A 16,244-nucleotide genomic window follows, 5' to 3' on the forward strand; every position below is an offset into this window, starting at 1 on the left:
ATGACCGCGCCCGAGCCGCCGCTGATCCGTCCCGCCGTCCCGGCGGACATGGAGGCCGTCGCCTCCCTCTACGCCCACTACGTCCTCCACACGGTCGTCACCTTCGACGAAACGGCGCCGCCCGTCGCGTACTGGCACGAGCGGCTGGCGGACCTGACCGGCCGGGGCCTGCCGTTCCTGGTGGCGGAGGTGGCGGGCCGGGTCGCGGGCTACGCGTACGCCTCGCCCTGGCGTCCGAAGCCCGCCTACCGGCACTCGGTGGAGAACTCCGTCTACCTCGCGCCGGAAGCCACGGGCCGGGGCCTGGGCACCCTGCTCATGCGCCCCCTCATCGCCGCCTGCGCCGAGGCGGGAGCGCACCAGATGATCGCGGTCGTCGCGGACTCCGGCACGGCCGCCTCGCAGGCGCTGCACCGCCGGCTCGGCTTCACCGAGGCGGGCCGGCTCAGGGCGGTCGGCCACAAGCACGGCCGCTGGCTGGACACGGTGCTGCTCCAGCTCACGCTGACGGAGGGGTCCGTCCCGGCGCCGTAGACGCACTCGGCCCGGTGGGCGTGGCCGTGCCCGGCGGCCGCGGGTCGCTCACGGGGTGGTGGTCCGCTCCGTGCGGCCGAAGGCGAGGTGGAGGACGCGCCGCCAGTCGACGGCGGGCGGGGGCGCCACGACGCCCGGCCGGTCGCGCGGGACCTGGACCCGCAGCGCGCCGACGCGGAGGGTGCAGACGACGGGGGTGGGCATCCGGAGCGCCTCGCCGTCGACCGCCACGGGGATCTCCTCCCGGTCCGCGGCGGTCACCTCGACGCGGTGGGCGCTCAGGACGGTCAGGCCGCTGGACTGGGAGCCGCGCACGGCCAGTTCGGCCGCCTGTCCGGCGTCCTCCACCCGGATGCCGAGCACTCCCAGTTCCCCGTCGTCGAGCCGGGGGCGGCGGCCGGCCCCGCTGAGCTCGTCGGGGGAGAAGTAGGGGTTGTTGCTGACGAGCAGTGCCTGCTGGTCGTCGAGGGGCTCGCCGTCGACGAGGGAGTCGAGCCGTCGCACGCCGTCGCCGAGGAGCAGGTCCGGCATGAGGCTGAGCGCCGTGCCCGCCTTGTCGTCGCGGTACTCGGGGCGCTGCACGACGTCGGCGTACACCCCGAAGGAGACGGTGTTGACGAAGGCCCGCCCGGAGACGTCTCCGAGGTCGATGCGGAGTTCCTCGCCGTCGGTCAGGGCGTCGAGGCAGCGGGCGGGGTCGTTCCGGTCGAGCCCGAGGTCCATGGCGAGGTGGTTGCGGGTGCCGGCGGAGATCACCAGGAAGGGGAGGTCGTGCTCGGCGGCGACCGCCGCGACCAGCGCCTGGGTGCCGTCGCCGCCGGCGACCCCGAGCAGGTCCGCGCCGTCGGCCACTGCCTCCCGGGCCAGGGCGGCGACGTCGGCCGGTGCGGACGGGTCGAGCAGGATCACCCGCGCGCCCAGCTCCTCCGCCCGCGCGACGAGCCCGAACTTCTCGACCTTCCCGCCGCCCGACTTCGGGTTCATGATCAGCACCGGTCTGCGCGGCCTGGCCGCCGCGGTCGCCTTCTGCGGCCTCTCCGGCCGTGACCGGCGCAGCGCGGCCCGGGCGCAGAACAGGGCGAGCGCCCAGCACAGGCACAGGGCCAGTGCGGTCGGCCACAGCCCCTCGTAGGCGAAGAGCACCACGACCCCGGCGGGGGCGAGGACGACGAGGAGCGCCCCGATCAGCCGCAGCGGACCACGGTGCGCCACGAACCACCAGACGCCGACGGCGCAGAGGACCAGCCCGAGCAGCCCGGCCCCGATCACCAGGAGACCGCCCTCCCCCAGGGCCAGTACGAGCACGGCCAGCGAGCCGACCACGGCCAGCAGGGCCAGTCTCGCCAGCAGCCGTGCGGCCGCCGGGGCGCCGGTGCCCGTCTCCCGCGTCGCGCCCATGCGTGCCTCACCCGACCCTCTCGCCCCCGAGCCCAGCCCGAGGCACCAGCCTGCACGCCTGCGGGGCGGGCGGCATCCCGGCGGGTCCACGCGGATGAGGCGCCCGCGAGCCCCGGGCCGTCACGGCGGCCGCGCCGATCAGTCCGGCGTCGAGGGCCAGCGCGGCGGGCACGACCGGGACGTCACGGGTGAAGTCGAGGACGGCGCAGGACTTCAGGTGGTGGCGCAGCGGCCCGAACAGCACCTCGCCGGCCTGGGAGACGCCGCCGCCCACGACGACCAGGTCGAGCTCGACGAGCGCGGCCGTCGCCGCGATGCCGGCGGCCAGGGCGCGGCCGGCCCGGTCGAAGGCGGCGAGCGCCCTCAAGTCGCCCGCGCGGGCCGAGGCCGCGACCTCGCGGGCGGTGGCGGGAAGGCCCGCCGGGGGCGTCCAGCCCGCTTCCAGGGCGTGGGCCGCGATCGCCGTACCGCTGGCGTAGCGCTCGACGCACCCCCGGGCGCCGCACGGGCACACCGGCCCGTTCTGGTCCACGGTGATGTGCCCGATATGACCCGCGTTCCCCGTCGTCCCCGCGTGGACGGAGCCCCCCAGGACCAGGCCGCCGCCGACCCCGGTCGAGACGACCATGCACAGGGCGTTCGCCGCGTCCTTGGCCGCACCGATCCAGTGCTCCGCCGCCGCCATCGCGACCGCGTCGCCGACCAGCACCGGCTCAACGCCGCGGGGGACGGCGGGATGGCTCCGCACCCGCTCCACCAGGGGGAAGGAGCGCCAGGCCGGGATGTTCACCGGGCTCACCGTGCCGGCGAAGGTGTCCACGGGGCCGGCGCTCCCGATCCCCAGGCAGGACAGCGACGCCCACTCGGGCCGGGCGGCCAGCTCGTCCACCACCGAGGTCACCGCGGCCATCAGCGCCTCGGCGGACCCGCGCGCGGGCGTCGGCCGCTGCGCCCTCACCACCACGCGCCCCTCGGCGTCGACCAGCGCTCCGGCGATCTTCGTACCGCCGATGTCCAGCGCTCCGTACACCGTCCGCCCCGCCTCTCCACCACCGTCCGAACCGTGCGGAGCACTACTCTGCCGACGGATGACAACGTTGTCCAGCGAGGAACGGATCCGGTCGGGCAAGGGGAGGAAGGCGGGCGGCCGGGCCGGCGCGGGTGGCGGCGCGCCGGCCCGGGGTCCCGTCGCGGCCGGTCAGCGGCGGACGCGGGGCATGCCCAGGCCGATCCAGGAGATGATCTCGCGCTGGATCTCGTTGTTGCCGCCGCCGAAGGTGAAGATGACGGCGGAGCGGTAGCCGCGTTCGAGTTCGCCGTGGAGGACGGCGCCGGGGGAGCCCTCCTTGAGGGCGCCGGCCGCGCCGACGACCTCCATGAGGGCGGCGTAGGCGTCGCGGCGGGCCTCGGAGCCGTAGACCTTGACGGCGGAGGCGTCCTGGGGGGTGAGGGTGCCGTGGTGGACGGCGTTGACCATCTGCCAGTTGAGGAGCTTCATCGCGTCGAGGCGGGCGTGGGTGCGGGCCAGGGTGCGGCGGACCCAGGGCAGGTCGAGGACGCGCCGGCCGTCGGAGAGGAGGGTGCCGTCGGCCCAGCGGCGGACGTCGTGGAGGGCGCGGATCGCCATGGTGCCGTGGGCGGCGAGGGTGACGCGTTCGTGGTTGAGCTGGTTGGTGATCAGCCGCCAGCCCTCGTTCTCCTCGCCGACGCGGCGCGTGACGGGGACGCGGACGTCGTCGTAGTAGCTGGCGGTGGTGTCGTGCGAGGCGAGGGTGTTGATCACCGTGCAGGAGTAGCCGGGGTCGCTCGTCGGGACGAGGAGCATGGTGATGCCCTTGTGGGGGGCCGCGTCGGGGTCGGTGCGGACGGCGAGCCAGACCCAGTCGGCGGTGTCGCCGTTGGTCGTCCAGATCTTCTGCCCGTTGACGACGTACGTGTCGCCCTCGCGCACCGCGCGGGTCTTCAGGGCCGCGAGGTCGGTGCCGGCGCCGGGTTCGCTGTAGCCGATGGCGAAGTCGAGCTCGCCGGAGAGGATGCCGGGCAGGAAGAAGGCCTTCTGCTCGTCCGTGCCGAACCGCATGATCGTCGGGCCGACGGTGTTCAGCGCCATGAGCGGCAGCGGGACGCCCGCCTGGGCGGCCTCGTCGAAGAAGATGAACTGCTCCATGGGCGTGAGCCCGCGCCCGCCGTACTCGACGGGCCAGCCGACGCCGAGCCATCCGTCGGCGCCGAGGCGGCGGATCGTCTCCCGGTAGAAGCGCTTCTGGGCGGCCGGGTCGCCGTAGCGGCCGTGCACGTCCTCGGGGACGAGTTCCGCGAAGTAGGCGCGCAGTTCGGCGCGCAGGCGGTTCTGTTCCGGCGTGTACTGCAGGTGCATCCCGGCCTCCCGTGACGGCTGTCGGCGTCGGCGTCCTCGGCACGACGGCGGTCACGGTAGAACGTGTTCCACAAATGTGGAAGGCCCGGGGCGGCGCCGGGTGCAGCACCGCCCCGGGCCCCTGCTCGTACGGGGGTCCGCGGAAGGACCCACGGGTCTCGCGGGTGTCTACGGAAGGAGTTCGTCCAGGGAGGCGCGGCCCTTCTCCGCCATCCTGCGTTCGGCCCAGGCCAGCGTCTGGGGCGTCACGTCGCGGCCGGAGGCGAGCACCACGTCCTCCGCCGTGAACTCGCCCTCCGAACCGGAGTGCAGCAGCCGGTCGGGGGTCGGTACGTCCCCCCGGGACTTCTCGTCGGGCTCAGCGTTCATGCCGTCTCCTCCATGCTTCTGCGGGTGGGTCCCGGCACTGGCCATTGTCGTGTCCGGCCCCGCGCCCCGCATCCGGGCGCCCGGCGCGGGTCCGGCGCCCTCCGCCGCCCGCCGCAGCAGCGCGGCCGCCTCCGCCACCGGGAGCGCCCGGCCGGCCGCGTACGCGTCGGCGTACTCCCCCTCGGTGAGCCCGGCCCGCACGGCGGACCCGGCGCCCCGCCGGATCAGCTCCTCGGTCCGGGAGGTGTACGGGCGGAAGCCGCCGCCCCGCCCGCCGGCGTCGTGGGCGTCGTACGCGCCGAGGAGCAGGGCTCCCGTGCGCGCGTCGCCGGGGCCCGCACGGCCGCCTAGCGCCCACGCGCCCGTGGCGAGCTGGGCGACGAGCAGGTACGGCGCCACCAGGTGGGCCAGCGTCTCCAGGTCGTCGACGGCGCGGCCGAGCCGGGCCAGGGCGCGGTCGTGGGCGCCGTCCAGGCAGTCGACCCAGGCCCGCATCCCGCCGACGAGCCCCCAGAACAGGGCGGGGGTGTGGTCGCCGAACTCGGTCTCGGCGCGGCCCAGCTGCTCCTGCGCGAGACCGGTGCGGCCGGTGTGGGCGTAGTGCTGGGCCAGCAGCAGCCGGCCGCTGCCGGCGGCCTCCGCGCCCCAGCGGGCGGCCTCCTCCGCGGAGCGGACGAGGAGCCGTTCCGCCTCCTCGTCGCCGTCGGGGCGGAGCCGGAGGCGTACGGCGGCGAGGCGGGCGGTGAAGACCGGCACCTGCGAGCGGGCGCCCGCCTCCCCGGCCGCGGCGGCGGCCCGGCCGAGGTCCCCGGCCGCCTCGGCGAGCCTCCCGGCGCGTTCGTACGCCTCGCCGCGGGCCGCGAGGGACTCCGCGATGCCCCAGGCGTCCCGCGCCTCCTCGAACAGGGCGAGGGCCTCGGCGGCCTCCTCGGGGCCTTCGCCGGCCAGCCTGGCCCGCATGAGCAGCGCGAAGGCCAGGTCCCAGGGGTCGCCGTCGGCGCGGCAGGCGTCGACGAGGAGGCCGAGGGTGGTGTCCAGGCCGGTGAGCCCGCCGGTCATGAGCCGGGCGAAGAACCAGACGGTGCCGGGCTGCCGGCAGGTCTGCGGCAGGCCGGGCCGGTAGGCGGCGGCGATCCGGTGGAGCCGGTCGCGGACCCGGGCGTCCTCTTCCATGGCGGTGGCGCCGGACCCGCCCTGGGCGGCGAGCGCGTACAGCCGGACGCCGCGCCTGGCCTCCCGCAGCCGCTCGCCCGTCCAGGGCGGCGGCACGTCGTGGCAGCGGCCGGGGAAGGGCTCGGCGGGCCGCACGGGCGGGTCGAAGGGGTCGGGGCCGAAGCGGCCGGCGGCGGCGGTCCAGGTGCGGGAGTCGTGCTGGTGGTTGCGGAGCTGCCAGAACCAGGCGAGGGAGTGGACCAGGCACAGGACCTCCTGCTCCTCGCCGGCGGCGACGGCCGTCCGCAGGGCGGTCCGCAGGTTGTCGTGCTCGCGCTCGAAGAGGGCGAGGGCGGTGGCCTGGCGGGGGCCGCGGAGCGCGGGGTCCTGGGTGCGGGCGAGTTCGCGGTAGTACGTGAGGTGGGCCCGCTCGACCGCCGCCCGCTCCCCCGCCTCGTCCAGCCGCTCCCCCGCGTACTCGGCCACCGTCTCCAACAACCGGAACCGCATCCCGCGCTCCCCCGGCGCCGCCACCACCAGCGACTTGTCCACCAGCGCACCCAGCACGTCCAGCACCTCCGCGCCCTCCGGCCCGGCACACACCGCCTCCGCCGCCTCCAGATCACACCCGCCCGCGAACACCGCCAACCGCCGCAGCACCGCCCGCTCCGGCCCCTCCAACAGATCCCACGACCAGTCCACCACCGCCCGCAACGTCTGCTGCCGCGGCAGCACCGTCCGCGCCCCCGACGTCAGCAACCGGAACCGGTCGTCCAGCCGCTCCGCGATCTGCCGCACCGACAACACCCGCAACCGCGCCGCCGCCAGCTCGATCGCCAACGGCAGCCCGTCCAGCCGCCGCACGACCTCCCGCCCCGCCGCCACGTCCCGCTCCACGTCGAAACCCGGCCGCGCCGCCGCACCCCGCTCACCCAGCAACCGCAGCGCCGTCGCCTCCGGCAACGGCCCCAGCGGCCGCAACCGCTCCCCCGGCACCCCCAGCGGCTCCCGGCTCGTCGCCAGCACCCGCACCCCCGGACACCGGGCCAGCACCGCCTCCGCAAGCCGGGCCGCCGCCCCCACCACGTGCTCGCAGTTGTCCAGGAGCAGCAGCATCCGCCGCCCCGCACAGTGCTCCACCAGACGCGACAGCGGATCGCCGCCGAGGAGTCCGTCGGAGCCGCGGAGCATCGTCTCGCGGGCGCCGAGGGCGGTGAGGACGGCGCCCGGGACCTCCGACTCCTCGCGCACGGCCGCGAGTTCGGCGAGACGGACGATGCCTTCGCCGTCGTACGCCTCCGCCGCCTCCAGGGCCAGCCGGGTCTTGCCGACGCCGCCGGGCCCGAGCAGGGTCACCAGCCGCGCGGACGGCAACTCGTCCGAAAGGGCCGAGAGTTCCTCCTCGCGGCCGATGAAGGAGGTGAGGCGGGCGGGGAGCGCCGGCTCCCGGCGGGCGGGGGCTTCGGGGCGGGTCCCGGCGAGCAGCTCCCGATGGAGGGCGCGCAGCTCGGGCCCGGGGTCGGCACCGAGCCGGTCGGCCAGCGTCCGGCGCACCTCCTCGTACCCCGCCAGCGCCTCCGCCGCCCGCCCCGCCTCCCGCAGCGCACGCAGCCGCAGCACCTGCACGGACTCGTCGAGCGGCCGGTCCGCGCAGAGCGCGGTCAGCTCGGGCAGGACCTCGGCGGCCCGGCCGAGGGCGAGACCGGCGGCGAGCCGGGCACGGCGGGCGTCCGCGTGGCGTCGCTCGACGCGCACGACGAGCGGGTCGGCGGCGCGGTCGGGCAGGTCGGCGAGGGCAGGCCCCGACCAGAGCCCCAGCGCCTCGTCGAGGAGCGCCACCGCACGACCCGCCTCCCCCGCCGCCAGCGCGGCCGACCCCTCGGCGGCGAGCCGCTCGAAACGGAACAGGTCCACGTCCTCACGGGCCGCGCCGAGGCGGTAGCCGCCCGGTTCCGAGACGACGGCCCCGGCGCCGAGGGTCCGGCGGAGCCGGGCGACGAGGGCCTGGAGCGCGGCGGCGGGCTCCTCGGGGGCGGTGGTCCCGTCGGCCCACACCCGGTCGGCGAGGGCGGCGGCCCCGACGGTCCGGCCCCCCGCGGCGGCGAGCGCCGCGAAGAGGGCGGCGAGACGGGCGCCCCGAACGGGCCCCTCCGTGCCGTCGGCGCGGCGGGCCCGGCCTGGGCCGAGGACGCGGTAGGTGGGCTGCACCGCCCCATTCTGCCCCGGCCGCCCGAGCCCCCCGCCCTCCTCCGGCCCTCCCGGCCGCCGGGCCGCGCACCTCCGCCCGGCCGGCCGACCAGGGGCGGTACGGACTCCGCGCGGCGGATGGTCCGGGGCGGTACAGCTCCACGCGGCCGGTGGTCCGGGGGGCCGTACGGCTCCGCCCGACCGGTGGCCCGAGGGCCGATGCGGCTCCGCCCGACCGGTACCCCGGAGCCGCCCCTATGGCCCACCCGACCGACAGCCCCGAGGGTGGGGGCGGGGTGGTTCGGGCGGTGCGGTTCCGCCTCCTCCGGGCGGGGGCCGGTGCGCCGCGCCGTGTCGCAGGCATGGCGTCGGCGGGGTGCGGGTTCGACAATGGGGGGGATGACCGATGACGATCCGCGTGCGCGCGATGGCGGGATCGGGCCCGCCGAGTGGCTCGCCATGAACCGGACCGGCAGCTTCGACTGGGATCTCGACACGGGCACCATCGATGTCGACGCGTCCGGGCTGCTGGTCTTCGGTGTGCCCCCGGAGGGCTTCGACGGGCGGCCGACGAGCCTGGTGGCGCGGCTCGACCAGGTGGAGCGGATGCGTCTGGACCACGTGGTGCGGGCGGCGGTGACCGGCGGCCACACCTCGTACAGCACCCACTTCCCGATCCCGCAGGACGACGGGACACCCCATTGGACGCACGTGCTGGCCCGGATCCTGCGGGACGGGGACGGGCGGGCGCACCGGATCGTGGGGGCGGTGCGGGACACCACGGCCGAGGTGTCGCACGCGGCCTTCGTGCAGCAGCTGGAGAAGCGCCGCGAGATGCAGACGAGCATCGTGGAGCGGACCACGCACGCCCTGTCGCGGGCCGTCACGGTGGACGACGTGACGGCGTCGCTGACGGGGCCGGGCGGCCTGGCGCGGCTGGGGGCGGACGGTCTGGCGCTCGGTCTGGTCGAGAACGGCTCGCTGAACGTGATCGCGCTGAGCGGGGACTCGCTGGACGTGCTGGACGGGCTGCGGACCCGGCGGCTCGACCGGGGGCTTCCGCTGGCGGAGGCGGTGCTGAGCGGCCGGCCGCGGTTCGTGTCCTCGTTCGCCTCGCTGGGGCGGGACTTCCCGGAGCTGGCGCCGTATCTGGAACGCCTGCCGTTCCGGGCCGCGTGCTATCTGCCGCTGGTGGCGCAGGCGCGTTCGCTGGGCGGCATGGCGCTGTTCTACCGCGGCCGGACGGCGTTCACGGCCGACGAGCGGAACCTGGCGCTGGGGCTCGCCGCGATCGTCGCCCAGTCGCTCCAGCGGGCGATCCTCTTCGACGAGGAGCGGGAGCTGGCCACCGGGCTCCAGGAGACGATGCTGCCGCGCCGGATCCCGGAGATCACCGGCGGGGAGATCGCGGTCCGCTACCACGCGGCGTGGAGCGGCCGGCAGGTCGGCGGGGACTGGTACGACGTGATCGCGCTGCCGCGCGGCCGGGTCGGGGTCGTCGTCGGTGACGTGCAGGGCCACGACACCCACGCGGCGGCCATCATGGGCCAGCTGCGGATCGCGCTGCGGGCGTACGCGGGCGAGGGCCACGCCCCGTCGACGGTGCTCGCCCGGGCCTCCCGCTTCCTCGCCGAGCTGGACACCAACCGCTTCGCGACCTGCACCTACGCGCAGGTGGACCTGGCGAGCGGCACGGTGCGGGCGGTGCGGGCCGGGCATCTGGGGCCGCTGATCCGGCACACCGACGGGCGGGTGGGGCAGCCGAAGCTGCGCGGCGGCCTGCCGCTGGGGCTCGCCAGCGTGTTCGGCGAGGAGGAGTTCCCGGAGACCCGGCTCGACCTGGTGCCGGGCGAAACGCTGGTGCTGTGCACGGACGGGCTCGTCGAGCAGCCGGGCACCGACATCGAGGCGGGGCTCGCGGCCCTGTCGGAGGCGGTGAGCAGCGGTCCGCCGCAGGCGGAGGCGCTGGCCGACCACCTGTCGGAGCGGCTGTGGGAGCGGTGGGGCTCGGGCGACGACGTGGCGCTGCTGGTGCTGCGGCGGAGTCCGGACCCGGGCACGCAGCGGGCGCCGCGCATCCACCAGTACATCCACCAGGCCGACCCGCAGGGCCTGTCGGACGCGCGGGCGGCCGTGGGTCAGGCGCTGCGGGACTGGGGGATGCCGGAGATCGCCGACGACGCCGAGCTGTTGACGGGCGAGCTGCTGGTGAACGTGCTGCTGCACACCGAGGGCGGCGCGGTGCTGACCCTGGAGGTGCTGCCCGAGCCGGTGCGGCGGGTGCGGCTCTCCGTGCAGGACCGGTCGAGCGCCTGGCCCCGGCGGCGCACCCCGGGCGAGGCGGCGACCTCGGGCCGTGGGCTGCTCCTGATGGACGCGCTGGCCTCGCGCTGGGGCGTGGAGCCGCGCGGCGAGGGCAAGGCGGTGTGGTGCGAGATCGGGCCGGCGCCGGTGCGCGCGGACGTGTCGGCGCCGGGCGGCTGAGGAGCGGGTCGCGGCCCCTGCGCCGGCGTTCCGGCGTCGGGGTGTGCCGGCGCTCCGGCGTGGCGGTGCCGGGCCGATCGCGTTCCGCGCGGGAGCGAGCGCGGGAGCGAGCGCGGGAGCGCGGGAGCGGCCGGCGCGACCTGGGCGGCGCCGGCTCGTTGAGCGGTCCGTGAAGAAGCGCACCCTCCTGCTGTCCTCGCTCGGGATCGTCCTCGCCGCCGGCGGGCTGACGTGGTGGTACGCCGCCGAGGTCGCGGCGCACACCGACGTCATCTCCTGCTTCTGCGCGTACGGGCGCGAGGACGCGGCGCACGTCGCCGCCGACTCCCGTGCGCTGGTGGCGGGGACGGTCGGGGAGGTGTGGACGTACCGGCGGCCGGGCGGCGGGGGCCGCGCGGAGGAGCGGGTGGTCCGGGCCCGTCTGTCGGTCGACACCCGGTTCGTGCACCGGGATCCGCTCCGCGGCCGGTTCGCGCCGGGGAGCACCGTGGAGGTGGAGCAGGTCGCCGGGGAGCACGAGGAGTTCTGGGCGACGCTGGAGCCGGGCGGCCGCTATGCCGTGTCGCTGTCCCCGCTGAGGTTCACGGGGGAGTCGTCCTACGACGCGGTCGCGGTGGAGGAGCTGCGCGGCCGGGCCCCGGGCGACGCGCGGTGGCGGCGCGCGGTCGCCGAGGCGGAGGGGCTGGAGAACCCGTGCACGCGGCAGGACCGGGAGTTCCGCGAGAACTACGGGGCGGACGACGTGGTGCGGGAGTGGTTCGCGTGACGTCCGCCGGGCGGTGTCAGGCGCGCTGCCAGACCGTGGTGGCGTTGCAGAACTCCTTGATGCCGTGGCCGGACAGCTCGCGGCCGTAGCCCGAGCGCTTGACGCCGCCGAAGGGGAGCGCCGGGTGGGAGGCGGTCATGCCGTTGACGAAGACGCCGCCGGCCTGGAGGTCGCGGACGAAGAAGTCGACGTCCTCGTCGCGCCGGGTCCACACGTTGGAACTGAGCCCGAACGGCGAGTCGTTGGCGACGGCCACCGCCTCCTCGGCGTCCCGCACGGCGTAGACGGTGGCGACGGGTCCGAAGGTCTCCTCCTGGTGGATCCGCATGGCGGGGGTGATGCCGGTGAGGACGGTGGGCCGGTAGTACCAGCCGCGGGCGAGCTCCGGCTCCTCGGGGCGGTGGCCGCCGCAGAGGGCGGTGGCGCCGAGGCGTACGGCGTCGTCGACGAGTTCCTCCAGGTCGGCGCGGCCCTTCTCGGTGGCGAGCGGGCCGACGTCGGTGGACTCGTCGAGGGGGTCGCCGACGGTGAGGGCGTTCATGGCGGCGGTGAAGCGTTCGGTGAAGTCCTCGTAGACGTCCTCGTGGACGATGAACCGCTTGGCGGCGATGCAGGACTGGCCGTTGTTCTGCACGCGCGCGGTGACGGCGGTCTTCACGGCCCGGACGATGTCCGCGGAGGGCATCACGATGTACGGGTCGCTGCCGCCGAGCTCCAGGACGGTCTTCTTGACGACGTCCCCTGCGACGGCGGCGACGGCCCGGCCGGCGGGTTCGCTGCCGGTGAGGGTGGCGGCGGCCACCCGGGGGTCGCGCAGGACGTCCTCGACCTCGGCGGAGCCGATGAGGAGGGTCTGGAAGCAGCCGTCGGGGTAGCCGGCGCGGCGGAAGAGGTCGCCGAGGTAGAGGGCGGTCCTGGGCACGTTGGAGGCGTGCTTGAGGAGTCCGGTGTTGCCGGCCATGAGGGCGGGGGCGGCGAAGCGGATCACCTGCCAGAGGGGGAAGTTCCAGGGCATCACGGCGAGGACCGGGCCGAGGGGCCGGTAGTGGACGCGGGCCCGGTCGGCGCCGGAGTCCCGGACGTCGCTCTCGGCCGGGTGCTCGTCGGCGAGCAGTTCCTCGGCGTGCTTGGCGTACCAGCGCATGGTCTTGGCGCACTTGCCCGCCTCGGCGCGGGAGGCGGTGAGCGGCTTGCCCATCTCCAGCGTCATGGTGCGGGCGATGTCCTCGGTGTCCTCGTCGAGGAGCGTGGCGGCGGCGCGCAGCAGCCGGGCCCGTTCGGCGAAGGGGGTCGTGCGCCAGTGGCGGAACGCCTCGTGGGCGGCCGCGATCCGCCGTTCCACCTCTTCCGGCCCGTGGGCGTCGTAGGTGCGCAGCGTCTCGCCTGTGGCGGGGTTCACCGTGGCGATGGCCATGGCCTTCTCCTCATGCGTCGGCCCCCACGGGAAACCTCCCGCTTCCGGGGCCGGCGCGCAAGGGGGGCGGGTGCGGTGGGGTGACGCACGCGCGCGTGGCTCAGCCGGAGGACGTCGAGACGGCCCTGGACCGGCTGCCGTGACGCACGCGCGCGTGGCTCAGCAGAGGAGCCAGGCGAGGGCTCCGTCGAGGTGGGCGAGGAGGACGGGGTCGCGGTACGCCTCGGGGGCGTGGCCGAGGGCGGTGAAGAGGAACCGGCCCCGGTCGACGGTGCGGCACCAGGCGAGGGGGTGGTCGTCGCCGAGCGTGCCGCCCTCGTACGCGGTCTCGTCGGCGCACAGCAGGACGTGGACGCCCGAGGCGCGCGGGTGGGAGGTGTACTCGTACCACTCGTCCGTCCACTCCCAGCGGGGCGGCAGCGGGGCGGAGGCGGGGTGGCCGGCGTCCTCGACGAGGACGGCGCCGGGCTGGAGGGGCGGGTGGCCGGCGAAGCGGGTGCCGAGGAGGTCGCCGTAGAAGGGCCAGTCGGGTTCGGCGTTGGCGGCGGCGTGGACGGCGAGCAGGGCGCCGCCTGCGCGCAGGTACGCCTCCAGGGCGGTGCGGCCCTCCGGGGTGAGGACGGTCCCGGTGGTGGAGAGCAGGACGACGAGGGCCCGGCCGGCGAGCCCCGCGCCGGAGAAGGCGGCGGGGTCCTCGGTGGTCTCGGCGGTGAGGCCGCGCGCGGCGGCGAGCCCGGCGAGGGCGGCGGCCCCGTCGGGGATGGACGCGTGCCGGTACCCGGCGGTGCGGGTGTAGACGAGGACGTCGGCGGTGGGCACGGGAGGCTCCTGGGTCGGGGGCGTGTGAAGGGGCCTGAAGGGTAGGGGGTCGGGGCGTGCGGGGAGGTCCGACGGCGTCGGGGGTGCGGGGGAAGCAGGGGAGTAAGCGCTTTCTTTCCGCTCGGTGCGACCGTAACCAGCGAAAACCCCGCGCCGCAAGCCCGGCGGCTCGGGCAGACTCGCCGCATGACGACGACCTCCGCATCCCGCCCCGCCCCCCTCCGGCTCCACGACGCGGCCCGGCGGGCCCTCGCCCACGTGGAGGCCCGCTCGTCGGGGGCCCCGATGGACCCGGCGCTGCGCGTGACGCTCAACTTCCACCCGCACTTCCTGGACCGGCTGGCCGACGAGGGCGTCTACCGCTCGCAGTTCGTGACCGGCACCAGCAACGGCGGGCTCACCGCCCGGCCCGGCGGCGACCGCTGGAACTGGGAGAGCCGCATCTTCGGCGGCGCGTACGACGAGGCGCCCGCGCACGAACGGCCGGTCTACGGCGCGCTGGACTTCCGCCGCCGCCCGTACGGCGCCGCGCCCCGCTTCGGCTCCGCACACCTGCGGCTGACGCCGGAGGCCGCCGCCCGGACCAGCTTCTGCTACCCCGACAGCTTCCTGGAGCCCGCGGACTTCGGCGTGGCGTCCCGGATGGCACTGGTGGCACTGGCGGAGGCCGACGAGAGCGACCCGCTGGACGACTACGTCGAGGCGCAGGTGCACGGACCGGTCGAACTGGCGCGGGACGTGGAGGCGCTGGTCCTGGACCCCAGCCACCGGGGCACCGAGGTGGAGGAGGCGGCCCGCCGCCTGCCGTGCCCCGTCGAGTGGCACGGCGGCTTCCGCCTCTCCGTCGCCGAACTGCGCCGCCACCCCGACTTCCGCGGTCCCGAGTACGTCGAACTGGGCGCCCGCATCGCCGTCGACGGCCACCTGGACCCGCGGATCGTCCAGGACGCGTCCCTGTCGGGGGCGTACGACCCCCAGGACGTCAAGCGGGTCTGGCACTACCTGGCCCGCTTCGGCGCCCCGAACGCCTGACCCGCGCCTCCCGCCCCGGTAACCGCGTCGGCCCCTCGGTGCCGCGCCTCCCGCCCCGGTAGCCGCGCCGACCGCCCGGTGCCGCGCCTCCCGCTCCGGTGCCCCCGCCGGTCCCTCCGGTGCCCCCGCCGGCCGAGGAGCCGACCGGGCACCGGGGCCCCGCGGCCCCGCGGCCCGGCGGAACCCCCCCCGGTGCATTGATGTACCGGATACGCGGCTGTATCTTTTCGGCTCGCCGCGCACCCACCTCCGCATCCCTGGAGTCGCCATGAGCACCGTGCCGCCCGCCCTCGCCGCCGCCGTGGGGCCGCTGCCCGACGGGGTGGAGCTGCCGCTCCCGCCGAGCTTCGGGAGCGTCGAGGAGGAGCGCAGGTACCGCAAGGAGCAACTGGCCGCCGGGTTCCGGATCTTCGGGCGGTTCGGGTTCTCCGAGGGGGTGGCCGGGCACATCACCGTCCGCGACCCGGGCGACCCGGACGCCTTCTGGGTCAATCCCTTCGGCATGAGCTTCGGCCAGATCAAGGCCTCAGACCTGATCCTCGTGGACCACGAGGGACGGGTCCTGGAGGGGCGCCGGCCGGTGAACCGGGCCGCCTTCGTCATCCACTCCCGCGTCCACGCGGCCCGCCCCGACGCGGTCGCCGCCGCGCACTCGCACTCGCTGCACGGCAAGGCGTTCTCCAGCCTGGGCATCCCGCTCGACCCGATCACCCAGGACGCCTGCGCCTTCTTCGAGGACCACGGGATCTACGACGACTACCGGGGCGTGGTGAACGAGACCGAGGAGGGCGAGCGGGTCGCCAAGGCGCTCGGCGACCACAAGGCGGTGATCCTGAAGAACCACGGGCTGCTGACGGTGGGTCACTCCGTCGCCGAGGCGGTCTGGTGGTTCGTCACCATGGAGCGGTCCTGCCAGGCGCAGCTGCTCGCCATGGCCGCCGGTACGCCGCAGCTCATCGACCGGGAGACGGCGCTGCTCACCCGGGGGCAGATCGGCGGTCACCTGGCCGGCTGGTTCCAGGCCCGGCCGCTGTGGGATCAGATCACGGCGTCCGACCCGGACCTCTTCGACTGAGGCGGCGGCGCGGGCCGGGTCGAGGCCTCCAGGAGCGGGGGCAGGAACTCCCGCTCCAGGTCGCCCGGCGGCAGCGCCTCCGGCTCCACGTAGCTCTGCGCGAGGCCGCCCTCGCGCAGGGCGATGAGGAGCCGGGCGAACCGGTCGGCGTCCACGGTCAGTTCGCGGCCCGCCCGGCGCAGCACCAGGGTGAGGCCGCGGGCGATCTCGGCCCGCAGCCGCTCGTCGTGCCGGGCCAGCACCCAGGCGGCCTGCGGGTCGCGGATGGCGTGCAGGGTGAACTCGGTGGTGACCAGGTACCAGTCGCGCTCGTCCGGCTCGATCGTGGCGGCCAGTTCGGCGAGCCGCGCGAGGGTGTACTCCTCCGCGGCGAGGGCGTCGATGGACGCGGCGAGCCGGGCCACGGTGCGCTCGCTGTGCTCGTCGAAGAGGGCGAGGAAGAGTTCTTCCTTGCTGGCGAAGTTCGAGTAGTACGCGCCCCGCGTGTAGCCGGCGCGCTCGCAGACCTGCTCGATGGTGGTGGCGTGGAAACCGTGCTCGGCGAAGGCCTCCAGCGCGGCCTTCAGGAGCGCCGCCCGAGTGCGCGGCCGCCGCCTCGTGACGCCCTTCGGCACGTCCGCCTCCCTTGTCCGTCCGG

General features: G+C 76.0%; 12 protein-coding genes. 5 read left to right on the top strand and 7 right to left on the bottom strand.

All coding sequences use genetic code 11. The features are described 5' to 3' along the window. Complete coding sequence (locus ACFW6A_RS20955) at window positions 1-534, top strand: N-acetyltransferase family protein (protein WP_351856783.1); 534 nt, start codon at window positions 1-3, stop codon at window positions 532-534. Window positions 535-582: 48 nt separating this feature from the next. Here ACFW6A_RS20955 and ACFW6A_RS20960 read toward each other — a convergent pair whose 3' ends face one another. The 4 genes from ACFW6A_RS20960 to ACFW6A_RS20975 form a co-directional block, all read right to left on the bottom strand. Further along, window positions 583-1,932: a diacylglycerol kinase family protein gene (locus ACFW6A_RS20960; RefSeq protein WP_351856782.1), complete on the bottom strand. Its 1,350-nt coding sequence runs from the start codon at window positions 1,930-1,932 to the stop codon at window positions 583-585. Between the two features lie 7 nt (window positions 1,933-1,939). After that, window positions 1,940-2,962 (bottom strand): ROK family protein, encoded by a 1,023-nt coding sequence (locus ACFW6A_RS20965; RefSeq protein ID WP_386641908.1) that lies wholly within the window; start codon window positions 2,960-2,962, stop codon window positions 1,940-1,942. A 168-nt stretch (window positions 2,963-3,130) separates the two neighbouring features. Continuing rightward, complete coding sequence (locus tag ACFW6A_RS20970) at window positions 3,131-4,309, bottom strand: acyl-CoA dehydrogenase family protein (protein ID WP_351856778.1); 1,179 nt, start codon at window positions 4,307-4,309, stop codon at window positions 3,131-3,133. 168 nt (window positions 4,310-4,477) lie between these two features. Further along, window positions 4,478-8,038, bottom strand: a complete 3,561-nt coding sequence (locus ACFW6A_RS20975) for an ATP-binding protein (protein WP_386641913.1) — start codon at window positions 8,036-8,038, stop codon at window positions 4,478-4,480. Between the two features lie 378 nt (window positions 8,039-8,416). Between ACFW6A_RS20975 and ACFW6A_RS20980 the strand changes: the two genes are divergently transcribed. Then, window positions 8,417-10,501 carry a SpoIIE family protein phosphatase gene (locus ACFW6A_RS20980; RefSeq protein WP_351856683.1) on the top strand — a complete coding sequence of 695 codons (2,085 nt, stop codon included), beginning with the start codon at window positions 8,417-8,419 and terminating at the stop codon, window positions 10,499-10,501. A 169-nt stretch (window positions 10,502-10,670) separates the two neighbouring features. After that, on the top strand, window positions 10,671-11,267 hold the full coding sequence (locus ACFW6A_RS20985) for a hypothetical protein (RefSeq protein ID WP_351856685.1): 597 nt from the start codon (window positions 10,671-10,673) through the stop codon (window positions 11,265-11,267). Window positions 11,268-11,283: 16 nt separating this feature from the next. Here the strand turns inward: ACFW6A_RS20985 and ACFW6A_RS20990 are convergent, their stop codons facing one another. Both ACFW6A_RS20990 and ACFW6A_RS20995 read right to left on the bottom strand, forming a co-directional pair. Next, a complete protein-coding gene (locus tag ACFW6A_RS20990; RefSeq protein ID WP_386641918.1) occupies window positions 11,284-12,681 on the bottom strand; it encodes an NADP-dependent succinic semialdehyde dehydrogenase in 1,398 nt (465 codons plus the stop codon). Between the two features lie 159 nt (window positions 12,682-12,840). Continuing rightward, window positions 12,841-13,500, bottom strand: a complete 660-nt coding sequence (locus ACFW6A_RS20995; RefSeq protein WP_386641921.1) for a ThuA domain-containing protein — start codon at window positions 13,498-13,500, stop codon at window positions 12,841-12,843. 186 nt (window positions 13,501-13,686) lie between these two features. Between ACFW6A_RS20995 and ACFW6A_RS21000 the strand changes: the two genes are divergently transcribed. Together ACFW6A_RS21000 and ACFW6A_RS21005 are read left to right on the top strand one after the other, a co-directional pair. Next, window positions 13,687-14,532 carry a DUF3626 domain-containing protein gene (locus tag ACFW6A_RS21000; protein WP_351856691.1) on the top strand — a complete coding sequence of 282 codons (846 nt, stop codon included), beginning with the start codon at window positions 13,687-13,689 and terminating at the stop codon, window positions 14,530-14,532. A 268-nt stretch (window positions 14,533-14,800) separates the two neighbouring features. Beyond that, a complete protein-coding gene (locus ACFW6A_RS21005) occupies window positions 14,801-15,607 on the top strand; it encodes a class II aldolase/adducin family protein (RefSeq protein WP_351856693.1) in 807 nt (268 codons plus the stop codon). Here the strand turns inward: ACFW6A_RS21005 and ACFW6A_RS21010 are convergent. Further along, on the bottom strand, window positions 15,571-16,221 hold the full coding sequence (locus ACFW6A_RS21010; protein ID WP_351856695.1) for a TetR/AcrR family transcriptional regulator: 651 nt from the start codon (window positions 16,219-16,221) through the stop codon (window positions 15,571-15,573). The genes ACFW6A_RS21005 and ACFW6A_RS21010 overlap by 37 nt on opposite strands. Between the last annotated feature and the right edge of the window lie 23 nt (window positions 16,222-16,244).

It is taken from the genome of Streptomyces sp. NPDC058758 (assembly GCF_042746075.1).
Classification (GTDB): domain Bacteria; phylum Actinomycetota; class Actinomycetes; order Streptomycetales; family Streptomycetaceae; genus Streptomyces.

What these genes read in the sequence shown, in the direction of transcription:
- ACFW6A_RS21005 (WP_351856693.1), top strand. Translation starts at nt 14,801, where the DNA reads ATGAGCACCGTGCCGCCCGCCCTCGCCGCCGCCGTGGGGCCGCTGCCC.
- ACFW6A_RS20970 (WP_351856778.1), bottom strand. Translation starts at nt 4,309, where the DNA reads ATGCACCTGCAGTACACGCCGGAACAGAACCGCCTGCGCGCCGAACTG.
- ACFW6A_RS20980 (WP_351856683.1), top strand. Translation starts at nt 8,417, where the DNA reads ATGACCGATGACGATCCGCGTGCGCGCGATGGCGGGATCGGGCCCGCC.
- ACFW6A_RS20960 (WP_351856782.1), bottom strand. Translation starts at nt 1,932, where the DNA reads ATGGGCGCGACGCGGGAGACGGGCACCGGCGCCCCGGCGGCCGCACGG.
- ACFW6A_RS20955 (WP_351856783.1), top strand. Translation starts at nt 1, where the DNA reads ATGACCGCGCCCGAGCCGCCGCTGATCCGTCCCGCCGTCCCGGCGGAC.
- ACFW6A_RS21000 (WP_351856691.1), top strand. Translation starts at nt 13,687, where the DNA reads ATGACGACGACCTCCGCATCCCGCCCCGCCCCCCTCCGGCTCCACGAC.
- ACFW6A_RS20990 (WP_386641918.1), bottom strand. Translation starts at nt 12,681, where the DNA reads ATGGCCATCGCCACGGTGAACCCCGCCACAGGCGAGACGCTGCGCACC.